The organism is Pseudomonas sp. TE3644, from assembly GCF_056278815.1.
Genome location: NZ_JBWBQF010000001.1, coordinates 2,637,214 through 2,648,018 on the forward strand (window position 1 = coordinate 2,637,214; position 10,805 = coordinate 2,648,018).

The following is a 10,805-nucleotide window of genomic DNA, read 5'->3' on the forward strand; positions in this document are numbered from 1 at the left end:
TGTACGAAATTCAAGGAAATTGCCCCACACCCCCTTCGGTCTGGAGATTTTGTAGAGTTGACTGCTATCCAAGGAAGGGAATCCTGTGATGGCAAATCGATACGAAATCTCTGATGAAGCGTGGGGCTTGGTCGCTGATCTTTTCATTGAAAGGCGTACCAGAGGCCGGCCCAGGATTGACGACCGCAGGATGCTTGATGGCGTGCTCTGGATCCTCCGATCCGGCGCCGCGTGGCGGGACATGCCTGAAGAATTCGGTCCTTGGTCAACGGTTTATCAGCGTTTCAGGGACTGGCGTAACCGGGGAACCTTCGATCAGATGCTTAAGCGGCTGCATCTGAGACTGAACGAACAAGGTCTGATTGATCTGCGAACATGGATGATCGATTCGACGGCTGTGCGCGCAACCCGAGCCTCATCCGGTGCCGGGAAAAAAGGGGGCCTGACGAGCCTACAGACCATGCGCTAGGGCGCAGTCGCGGTGGGCTGACAACCAAGATCCACATGTTGAGCGACGTCAACGGCGTACCGTTGAATTTTCTTCTTTCGGGTGGAAATGCTAGCGACATTACCGTTGCTCGACGGCGCGAGCATCCCCAGCGGCCGGGGGCGCCCTCGCAAGCGCTGTCGCTGGTTGCTTGCCGATAAGGGCTACGACGCCGAGGCGTTACGTCGCTACTGTGGTCGTTTCCGAATGCAGCCTGTGATTCCGTTGCGGATCATGAAACGCAAGCCGAAGCCCGGCTTACCCAGGTTATTTGACAAGCCAAAATACCGGGAGCGGAACGTCATTGAGCGTGTATTTGGGTGGCTGAAGGAAAGTCGCCGCATCGTGACGCGCTTCTACAAGCTTGCAAAAAGTTATGCCGCGATGGTCGCTCTGGCTTGCGCCATGCGGTGTCTACGGCATCATTTTTCGTACAGAGCCTAGTCTCGGGCCACTCTTTCGTCTTTGAGGTGAACTGCGTATGCAAAATCCAGCAGATTATCGGAAGGGATATACAACGACCTGGTTCAACGAAAAAACCGGCAAGTATTGCTCTGGCGGAGCGGCCAGAAATGGTCGCATCGGCGAGAGAGGAGGCTTGGCAGCGATAGAAGATCAAGCTCAGCAGGACACCATCAAAAAACTATCGCCTTACATCGAAAGCCTTCAGGCGCAGTTGGCCAGATCTCAAGCTCGGGAAGAGGCGCTGATTGAGCGGTATGAAGCTATGAGAGGCGAGCGCGAGGTCGAGTTGGTAATACAGGCTAAGGCCAAGCCTGGCGCAAGCTCAAGACCGGTTCATTAACGGTTCTGCCGTTAAGCCCGAGCCTTCGTCGCAACACGATTGAGAGAAGGCTAGTAATGTCAGGATGCAAATGCGCGGCGGTTCAGGGACTGCCGCACTCATCTCGCTGCCAGCTCTCAGACAGCTGAACCCAAGAGTCCTTGAGGATACTTCTGGCCTGACCATGGGCTGGAAGTATTTCACTGAACTTCTGCCCAATTCATCAGCCCCTGTCATCGGATTTTCGATGCCCTGTGTACCGATGTACGTACCTAATCTCGCAGCGAAGCATTTGAGGCCAGGCCGCGCGGTGGTGTAGGTCTCATGCCAGCAGAAATTATCGTTCTACAATCAAACAAGCGTCGCTACCAGTAGCGTCGAACACTGGCAAATCTACGTGGCCGGCTAATTCGATGCCACCACAGATGCCATGCTGGATGCTTAGTTACTGCGCGCACTGATTCCGGGCACTGTAATAATGTACTGTCCAGAATTGAACATGGTTTTATTCGCACGCTTCATTTAGGTGCCAGGAACACGTCTAGCCTCACAACTCATTGAATTATAAGCGCATAACCACGCGCCATAATGGAGGGGGCGTGTTATGAATTAGTGCGTTTGAATTTGTGTCTGTTTGTGTCGAGATTGACTTGACAGGGAAATATTGGATCCCTATTTTACATGTGCCCCATGGGGTAAAGGAAACCACTAAACAATGCCGAAAGTAAGGTAGGTAATTCTATGGAAGTCGAAGTTGAAGTAGAACGTAAACCGCGCCCTTCCGCCGAAGCAGCAGATTTAATTGCTGAGATACTAGACGAAAGCTCCAACCGTTGGAAAGAACACCCGCCTCTCGCGTTGTGCTGCTGTACTGAGTCGCGCGAGCTTATGTAAGCTCCGCGAGGTGCGCCGACGATCGTACGATTTTGAAAGTTGTCGGCGCACCTCGCTCATCTTTATCAAGTCACACTCTAATTGCCAAGCCACTCGTGCTCTTGAGAGGTTGCATGGATACTATTGTCAGCTTGGAAGACGTAATGTCGTATGAAAATCCAGCCCTGGTGCGTGCGTATGCCAAAAAGATGAATCTCACCCAAGCGGAATCTGAAGATTTGTTTGTTGATCTAAAGAAATGGCTGTGGTTGATTGGTGCTAGGGATGGCTCGGAATTCGATTTTCCGAGCTTTCCAGAGCAAGTCATTATTGATTCCTTTTGGCATGAATTTATTTTGAGTACCGTGGAATATACGAAGTTCTGCCAGAATTTTTTTCATCGTTATATACACCATATCCCAACGCCTGATGGCGTAAATGGCGCTAGTTTGACTCTGGCCGCACATGATCCAGCACGCTTCATTGAAATCAATAGAGCTGTCCTGAGCAAAGCGATGCACGAAGTGTATGAGAAACTGGGCGCGGATGTAGTGAGGCGATGGTATGTGGATTTACCGCGGCTTTACCCCGTGCGGTGATCCAGGAGAGTCGCCGCCTTCTCATAAACTTATGATCGCTTGCGTCGAGACCTGCGCGCGAGCCAGTCAACATAAATTTGGGGTTCTGTTTGTGATCAAAATTAGCGCTTCTATTTTGGATGACCTTGGTGATGATGGCTGTGTAATGGAAGTCGTTGCTGGGTGGGGAGTTGAGTATAGCGATCGTTCGCTATGGATTCACGATGAAAAAGGGACTTCCGTTGAGTTTAAAATGGAAAGCGATGAGTATTGGATTATTAGGGATGCCGGGGAAGCTAAACAAATAACTGCTCGTTACAATCGCGAAACAGGAAAGCGTTATCAGTTGTCATCGCTTGCAAATTTATGGCAATTAGGAGTGATACGGTCGTCAGAAGATTTGGAGCTTCCAGGCCAAAGCCATCCACCGTCCAGATTTCGCTGGCAAGATGAATATTTTAGAAAGTTTGCCAATAGCAAAATGCCCGTCCGATTGATGAACAGCAATCTTGATGCTTCAGTAGTTACTATCATTGGCGTTGGTGGTTTGGGGTCAATGATAGCGATGTTACTGGCTGCGGCAGGGGTAGGTACCCTTCGTTTGATTGATGGGGATACGGTAGGGGAGGATAATTTGCCACGTCAAATTCTCTATCCAGAAAATTCCATCGGCAGAAGCAAGGTCAGTGTGTTGGCCGAAACCCTTCAGGCACATAACTCACAGACGCAGGTTCAGGTGGTACCAGAGTTTGTCTCAGGCGCAAAGCAAGCCCAAAGCCTCACAGCTGGGAGCAATTTTATAGTGCTATGCGCGGATCAACCGCGTTTGGAAATACGTGCATGGATCGGGCAGGCGTCGATTTTTAATCGAATCCCTTTCATGGCAATGGCCAATAATTGGATAGGGCCCATTAGCGTTCCATTCGTGTCCTCTTGCTACTTGTGCCAAGCAAAAACATACCGGTCTAGGTATGCGGATGCTGCGAGTTTTGTTAAAAAAATCACCGTCGACCCGCTTCCTGCGCGGGCTGCTTTCGGCCCAGGGCCAACGATCATCGCTGGTTTTATGTCCTCCGCCATTCTTCATTTCCTAGCGGGCCATGGCGAAGATGACCTGCTATTCAACAGCTTTAGCGTCTCGAGACTAGGTCATCTCGAGAGAATGGAGTACCCCAGGTATAGAGGGTGTGCTGTATGCGGAAACGTTAAGAACAACGAAACAACCTCCGCCTGACGCATTAGCTCGTATATGGAAATAAAAATGAGAAAATATGCGCTTTCTCCATTTCTGATGGTGTTCATGATGGGCGTAAGTAGTCTCGGTTCCAGCCTGACTGCATTTGGCCTAGGAGTTTGGAATTTTCGGCTGACTGGGTCATACGCATCGATGGCTTTGGTTGGGATTGCCTCACCTCTAGCTATCATCTTGACCGCACCTATAGCGGGTTACGCTGCGGATACGTACAGTAAGCGTCTAGTGTTGATTGTGTCGGATGTCGTTTCTTTCGTCTGTGTGATAATGACGCTAGCCCTGTATGCAGCAGGGTTGCTGAATACTCTAACTATTGCGTTGGTGGTTTTAGTCTTGGCGATAGTGAATGAGTTTCGCTACACGTCTTCCTCTTCATTGATTCCTCAGATCTGTAATTCTGACAGCTTAATTAGAGTGAACTCCGTTCAACAAATATTCAGAGGTTCTACGTTGATGCTTGGCCCCTTGCTTGGTGCGGTAGGTTTTAATCTGCTTGGGCTGCCTCTCTTGTTGCTTACGGATGGCTCAACATTTGCCTGTAGCGCGTTATTCATGTTTTCCTGTATTCCAAACTTTGTAGGCAATAAACCGTTATCCCGAGTGAATAACGGATTTGTTGAGGGCGTTAAGGATTCACTGGGTTGGGTTAGGAAACAGAAATCACTCGTGGTGTTGTTGTGCTTTTTTCTGATGATCAATGCAGCAATCTCCATATTTATGGTTGCTCTTGCCCCGTATGTGTTGGCACAGGGGACTAGCTTTCAGCTGGGTAGCGCTTCTGCAGCCATGGGCGGTGGGATGTTCTTGGTGGGGCTTGTGCTTTCACGTCTTAAAGTCCGATTGAATTCATTTTATTTGTTATTTGGAGGGGTATTTGCACTCGGGTTTAGCTTCGCTTTAATTGGTGCGACTGCATTAGGCGTACCATTATGGCTATTAACACCAGCGGTTGGTGGAGCGATCTCTGCGGTAGCGGTAGCGAATCAGACGATATGGCAATTGCATACTCCCGCAGAGATTCAGGGAAGGGTGATTGCGTTACGATCGGTAGCCATGTATTTATTGGCCCCCATTTCAGTTCTTGTTTCAGTTCCACTGGTTGGAACGGTCTCTGCCGAGATCATAAAATCATTCCCTATTTTGGAGCATTTTTGGGCGGCGGATTTGACGGGGGAACTGGGGCTCTTGATATCTAGCCTCGGGGCCGCGCTAGTGGGAGTTGGGGCTTGCTGCATGGGTAATAAAGATTTGCGAACGCTTGTTTAAACATCCTGACAACGAAGTGCCGATCGTGAGCGTGGGGGATTTATGTCGTATGAGTTTGATGTGGTCGTGATCGGTGGAAGCTTTTCGGGGTCTTCGGCTGCGCTAGTTTTAGCCAGGTCAAAGATGAATGTTCTGATTGTTGATCAAAAGCAACCAAGGAACAAAAATTCTGGTTCGCTTCATGCCTTTCTTGGCCTTGAGTCGGATACTTTGTTGGCGGTGAGGGAACGTTTTGAAAGCGAGCGCCTTTCTTATGGAATAAAAACAGTGGATGGCTTGGTGCTCAGCTTAGAAAAAATGGACGATGTCTTCTTGATTCGGGTTGATGATGGCCCACTACTAAAATCGAATTTTGTAGTCCTGGCAACTGGGGTTGATGATGTATTGCCTATGATCGATGGAGCTAATGAAATGTGGGGGGAAGGGATTTTTAGTTGTGCATACTGCCACGCATACGAGCTTTCGAATAAACACGTTAGCGTATATGCGTCGGGGGACTACGGAATCACAGAGGCAATAAAAATGCTATCTTGGGCAGCTAAAGTCACGCTTTTAGTCGATGGGGGAAACTGGCTTGAAGATCAACACAAAGCAAGCTTGGTCGATCGGGATATTGACATTATATATAACCAAGTGGCTTCCTTCAGAAAGGGTAGTGATTCCGGTTGTGTAATCAACTTTACCGATGGTAAATCGCTGAAATGTGGTGCTTTGTTCCTCCGCCCTAAAATTGTTCCCCGTGTTGCTCTAGCCGGCCAATTAGGCTGCGGCATAGATGCCCAAGGTTATCTAACCCTGGATCGTTTTGGCCGCACAGAATGTCGAGGACTGTACGTTTGTGGCGATGCATCCGGGCAGCTCTTTCAGGCTATCGGGGCTGCAGCGGACGGCAATAAGGTCGGCAGGTGGCTGCATCACCACTCCATCTTTGGCGAATGAATTCGTTGTTTTAAATTTTCAAGCGTCAGCTTGAGAGTGAATGGCTTGTCGCCACAGAGTTAGCAATGTTGGCGTTCTGGAATTACAGACAGTAGAGATCCTCATGAACATTAGGCTTAAATCGCCTTCTAAGGCATCTGCACTTTTCCTGCTTTCCGTCATGGTGGCCCTCGGCGTATTTCCGCTGGATGTGTTGCTTCCCTCTTATCCAGCGTTGGCAGATGCTTTTGGGATGAAACTCAGTGAAGTCACGTTCTTTGTGGCGACATTTGCGGTTGGGTTTTCGATCTCCCAAGTCGTGGTTGGCCCGCTGTCTGACAAATATGGTAGGCCTATCATGCTCAAGCTTGGGCTTTTAGTGTCACTCATTGGCATCACTGGCTGCCTTCTATCCAGCTCTCAAGTGGCCTTTGCCTTAGCGCGAGTAGTGCAAGGTGCAGGATGCGGATGCTTTGTATTAGCTCAAGCAATCGTCCAGGATGTCTTCACAGTCGAAGACCGGCAGAAAATTAGAATTTACATGCTTTCATTGAGCGGGCTCTGCATTTCTTTTTCTCCTTTATTCGGGACTTACCTACAATACATGCTCAACTGGCAAGGGAGTTTCTACGTGTTTGCTGGGTTGGCAGCAATCTTGTTGGTGCAGACCATGCTGTTTTTTTTCCAACCTGCAAAATCAGTGCTTTCCGCCCCGTTCGCAAAAGCTCGAAATTATGAAGCGCTACTCTGATATTTTTAGTTTTAAGCCCTTTGTGTATTCTTGGATGACCTCCGCTATGGCATTCTCTTGCCACTTTGGCTTCATCGCTATTTCTCCCATCATATTTCTTGAAACACTCCGCGTATCGTCGTTGACTTACTCTTTTGTGCTTCTGGCTTACGGAGGAGCCTATGTGGCTGGGGGGCTCCTGGCTACTCGCCTATCTAAAACGCTAGCTATCGATACCCAAATCAAACTCGGATTGGCTCTGTCGGGACTGTCTAGCCTCATCATGGTAGGCATGATTCAGTTTCAGCTGTCGATTGCTACTGTAGCTATACCGATGATCATCTGCACAATAGGGACGACATTGGTCAGACCCGCAGCGGCTTCTAGAGCAATGGAGATGTTCAGTGAGAAGGCGGGGGCCTCGTCGGCGGCTGGCGGCACCATCATGTTCGTCACTGCAGGATTTGTCAGCGTGCTGCTTTCCATTGCCCCCTTTCCTCCGCAAGCGAGTCTATCCGGATTCATATTAATCGCAACGATCCTAGGTTATGGCTTTAACAAATGGGGGGTAGTTGAGGGTTCACCATATGAGAATGTCCCCGCCAAGTGAGGAAAGTGAATACAATTTTTTATACGTTCAATTGGCTGCCGTTGGTAACGGCCGCCGAGGGGCCGGCGATTACGTGGTTTCTTTGCTGGTCGCGCTTGGTTAGCCGCGTTCAACGGTTGCATAGCGTTTCACGGAGGCGGGCCTTTCGAAGGTGGAAGCATCACCTCGAGAGGTAGGTCTCAGCCTTCTGTAGCTGCGGCTGCTTATGATTCTTCCTGCCTGCGGTCATTTGGCGCCCCCTTCGGAAGTTTTAAGCGTTCTAGAACTGTGGCGACGACCTACATCGAACCCGCAGTTCGATGCTCGGTTGCCGAGCACTAGATTAAGGCAATACCCGTACGGTGCTAGGCTCTGTACGAAATTCAAGGAAATTGCCCCACACCCCTTCGGTCTGGAGATTTTGTAGAGTTGACTGCTATCCAAGGAAGGGAATCCTGTGATGGCAAATCGATACGAAATCTCTGATGAAGCGTGGGGCTTGGTCGCTGAACTTTTCATTGAAAGACGTACCAGAGGCCGGCCCAGGATTGACGATCGCAGGATGCTTGATGGCGTGCTCTGGATCCTCCGATCCGGCGCCGCGTGGCGGGACATGCCTGAAGAATTCGGTCCTTGGTCAACGGTTTATCAGCGTTTCAGGGACTGGCGTAACCGGGGAACCTTCGATCAGATGCTTAAGCGGCTGCATCTGAGACTGAACGAACAAGGTCTGATTGATCTGCGAACATGGATGATCGATTCGACGGCTGTGCGCGCAACCCGAGCCTCATCCGGTGCCGGGAAAAAAGGGGGCCTGACGAGCCTACAGACCATGCGCTAGGGCGCAGTCGCGGTGGGCTGACAACCAAGATCCACATGTTGAGCGACGTCAACGGCGTACCGTTGAATTTTCTTCTTTCGGGTGGAAATGCTAGCGACATTACCGTTGCTCGACGGCGCGAGCATCCCCAGCGGCCGGGGGCGCCCTCGCAAGCGCTGTCGCTGGTTGCTTGCCGATAAGGGCTACGACGCCGAGGCGTTACGTCGCTACTGTGGTCGTTTCCGAATGCAGCCTGTGATTCCGTTGCGGATCATGAAACGCAAGCCGAAGCCCGGCTTACCCAGGTTATTTGACAAGCCAAAATACCGGGAGCGGAACGTCATTGAGCGTGTATTTGGGTGGCTGAAGGAAAGTCGCCGCATCGTGACGCGCTTCTACAAGCTTGCAAAAAGTTATGCCGCGATGGTCGCTCTGGCTTGCGCCATGCGGTGTCTACGGCATCATTTTTCGTACAGAGCCTAGGCTATCTCTGCCTATCTTGACCTCCATGCCTGGGTGATAAGAAAAACGAGCATTGCCCATGACCAGGCTCAATCCAGCAGCCTCCAATTCCAGCGATGCCGGAAAGGCGCTCCTGATCGAGCTCGTTGCGTCTGAAGCTTGGCGCGTGACGTCCCTTTCCATGGCGTAGCATCCTTTGACAATCACAAGTCTGAGTTTTTGTTAATTTGACGCCAAAATGATGGCATTTCAATATCGTGCCTTTCCAAATGTAAGCAATTGTAAAAAATTGCGATACAAGATGCCAAAGGATGCGATTCAATGTGGTCAAGGAAGCCCGCTCCCCGGCTTGGTTTAGCACTCTGTTTGGTTGCAGGAGTGCCTGCTGCACAGGCCGTTTCCAGCCCTAGCCCTGGCGATCAGGATCTGATTCGTGACCGGCAGGATCGTCTGCTGCAAGAGCAGCGCAAACGCCTAGATGACCTGCAGAATTTGCCTGGGCCAGCCCCCGCGCCCTCGGCCCCGCCCACGCCCGCCAACCCTCGCTGTTTTCGCATTGATACCATCGAACTCAAGGGCGCAGACCATTTGCCTGGCGCCCCCGCGTTGGTCAAACCCTATCAGGGCCAGTGCCTAGGTGTGGGCCAGCTCAACGAAGTGCTCAAGGTGATCACCGATCGATACATCGCCCTGGGCCTGGTCACTAGCCGCGCCTATTTGCCGCCGCAGGATTTGTCGAAAGGCCACTTGATCGTGCAAGTGATCGAAGGCCATCTGCAAAGTTTCAAGCCGGGGAAGGACAGCGGCCTGTCCCAACGCGAGCTGGACATGGGGTTTCCCGGACGCGCCGGAGAAGTTCTCAACCTGCGCGAGGTGGAACAGCTGGTTGACCAGCTCAACCGGCTGCCCTCCAATCAAGCACAGATGGCCCTGGTGCCCGGGCAGACGGTGGGCAGCACCGACGTACAGGTCAACAATGCGCCACAAAAGCCTTGGCGTGCATCGCTATCACACAGTAATGATGGCCAGAAGAGCACCGGCCAGCAGCAGTGGGGCACGCGCCTGGACTGGGACAACCCCCTGGGGCTGGCTGATCAACTAAGCATCAACGGCGGCCAGGACGCCCACCCCGACGATCAGCACAACAGCCATAACGCAGGCCTGAACTACAACCTACCCTGGGGGTGGTGGAACTTCAGCTACAGCTACAACCGCAGCGACTACCGCTCCCTAGCCCAGGCCAACGGTTTCGACTTCAAGCAAAGCGGCGACAGCACCACCCACCAGTTCAAGGTCGAGCGGGTGATTCATCGCGACGCCCTGAGCAAGACCTCCCTGAGCCTTGGCCTGTCGCACCTGGCTACCACCAACTACATCGCTGGCAGCCGCCTGAACACCAGTAGCAACCGGATTACTGAACTGCAGTACGGCCTCAACCATGGCCGGCGCATCGGCGGCGCGTTCCTAAACCTGGATGTGGGCCTGCAGCAGGGCATCGGCGCTCTTGACGCCCAGGGTGATCATGATCCAGGCCCGGGCGACCCAACCGCGCGTTACCGCAAGTACACCACCACGCTCAGCTACTTGCAGCCATTCAAGCTGTTGGGCGAGGCATTGAGCTTTAGCAGCCTGGCCACCGGGCAGCACAGCGAAGACGTGCTGTTCAGCCCACAGCGCATGAGCCTGGGTGGGCAGTCGTCTATCCGTGGCTACCAAGACGAATTCCTCACAGGCGACAGTGGTGGCTACTGGCGCAACGACCTTCGCTGGACTCGCCCTATAGGTTGGGCCTGGCTGCAGCCGGTATTCAACGAATACGGTACCGACATCGGCTACGACCAAGGTGTGATCAGCGACACAAAGCACGCCGGCGACGAGCACGGCCGGGTGTCCAGCGACTCGCTGGAGCTGTTTGCCCGCGGCCAGCACCTAACCGTAAGCCTGACCATGGCCCACTCGCTGCAGCGCCCAGCGGTGCTGGCCGACAGCGAGGCGCCGGTGTATTTGCGCGTCGAATTCCTCCTTTAACAACGCTTGCGAGACCTG

Annotated in this window: 8 protein-coding genes and 2 pseudogenes; 9 read left to right on the forward strand and 1 reads right to left on the reverse strand. The window is 52.0% G+C overall.

The genetic code is table 11. The features are described 5' to 3' along the window. The first annotated feature begins 88 nt into the window (after positions 1–88). From ACZ9GA_RS11655 to ACZ9GA_RS11685, 7 genes and pseudogenes are all read left to right on the forward strand, one after another. Positions 89–931, forward strand: a pseudogene (locus tag ACZ9GA_RS11655) (IS5 family transposase). Positions 932–968: 37 nt separating this feature from the next. Then, on the forward strand, positions 969–1,292 hold the full coding sequence (locus ACZ9GA_RS11660; protein ID WP_457362528.1) for a hypothetical protein: 324 nt from the start codon (positions 969–971) through the stop codon (positions 1,290–1,292). A 986-nt stretch (positions 1,293–2,278) separates the two neighbouring features. Next, complete coding sequence (locus tag ACZ9GA_RS11665; RefSeq protein WP_457362527.1) at positions 2,279–2,743, forward strand: glycine-rich domain-containing protein; 465 nt, start codon at positions 2,279–2,281, stop codon at positions 2,741–2,743. A 91-nt stretch (positions 2,744–2,834) separates the two neighbouring features. Then, on the forward strand, positions 2,835–3,956 hold the full coding sequence (locus ACZ9GA_RS11670; protein ID WP_457362526.1) for a HesA/MoeB/ThiF family protein: 1,122 nt from the start codon (positions 2,835–2,837) through the stop codon (positions 3,954–3,956). A gap of 27 nt (positions 3,957–3,983) precedes the next feature. Next, positions 3,984–5,240, forward strand: coding sequence for an MFS transporter (locus tag ACZ9GA_RS11675; RefSeq protein WP_457362525.1), 1,257 nt, complete (start codon positions 3,984–3,986; stop codon positions 5,238–5,240). Positions 5,241–5,282: 42 nt separating this feature from the next. Beyond that, positions 5,283–6,179 (forward strand): NAD(P)/FAD-dependent oxidoreductase, encoded by an 897-nt coding sequence (locus tag ACZ9GA_RS11680; protein ID WP_457362524.1) that lies wholly within the window; start codon positions 5,283–5,285, stop codon positions 6,177–6,179. Positions 6,180–6,282: 103 nt separating this feature from the next. Beyond that, positions 6,283–6,909: an MFS transporter gene (locus ACZ9GA_RS11685; protein WP_457362523.1), complete on the forward strand. Its 627-nt coding sequence runs from the start codon at positions 6,283–6,285 to the stop codon at positions 6,907–6,909. 282 nt (positions 6,910–7,191) lie between these two features. Here the strand turns inward: ACZ9GA_RS11685 and ACZ9GA_RS11690 are convergent, their stop codons facing one another. Then, positions 7,192–7,374 carry a hypothetical protein gene (locus ACZ9GA_RS11690; RefSeq protein WP_476226458.1) on the reverse strand — a complete coding sequence of 61 codons (183 nt, stop codon included), beginning with the start codon at positions 7,372–7,374 and terminating at the stop codon, positions 7,192–7,194. A gap of 563 nt (positions 7,375–7,937) precedes the next feature. On the opposite strand from ACZ9GA_RS11690, the pseudogene ACZ9GA_RS11695 reads away from it, so the two are divergent. Both ACZ9GA_RS11695 and ACZ9GA_RS11700 read left to right on the forward strand, forming a co-directional pair. Next, positions 7,938–8,780, forward strand: a pseudogene (locus tag ACZ9GA_RS11695) (IS5 family transposase). Between the two features lie 300 nt (positions 8,781–9,080). Further along, entirely contained in the window at positions 9,081–10,787 is a 1,707-nt protein-coding gene (locus ACZ9GA_RS11700; RefSeq protein ID WP_457362521.1) for a ShlB/FhaC/HecB family hemolysin secretion/activation protein, read from the forward strand. Positions 10,788–10,805 lie beyond the last annotated feature (18 nt).

What these genes read in the sequence shown, in the direction of transcription:
- ACZ9GA_RS11690 (WP_476226458.1), bottom strand. Translation starts at nt 7,374, where the DNA reads ATGGAAAGCAGCACGCTGACAAATCCTGCAGTGACGAACATGATGGTG.
- ACZ9GA_RS11685 (WP_457362523.1), top strand. Translation starts at nt 6,283, where the DNA reads ATGAACATTAGGCTTAAATCGCCTTCTAAGGCATCTGCACTTTTCCTG.
- ACZ9GA_RS11680 (WP_457362524.1), top strand. Translation starts at nt 5,283, where the DNA reads ATGTCGTATGAGTTTGATGTGGTCGTGATCGGTGGAAGCTTTTCGGGG.
- ACZ9GA_RS11665 (WP_457362527.1), top strand. Translation starts at nt 2,279, where the DNA reads ATGGATACTATTGTCAGCTTGGAAGACGTAATGTCGTATGAAAATCCA.
- ACZ9GA_RS11660 (WP_457362528.1), top strand. Translation starts at nt 969, where the DNA reads ATGCAAAATCCAGCAGATTATCGGAAGGGATATACAACGACCTGGTTC.
- ACZ9GA_RS11700 (WP_457362521.1), top strand. Translation starts at nt 9,081, where the DNA reads ATGTGGTCAAGGAAGCCCGCTCCCCGGCTTGGTTTAGCACTCTGTTTG.
- ACZ9GA_RS11675 (WP_457362525.1), top strand. Translation starts at nt 3,984, where the DNA reads ATGAGAAAATATGCGCTTTCTCCATTTCTGATGGTGTTCATGATGGGC.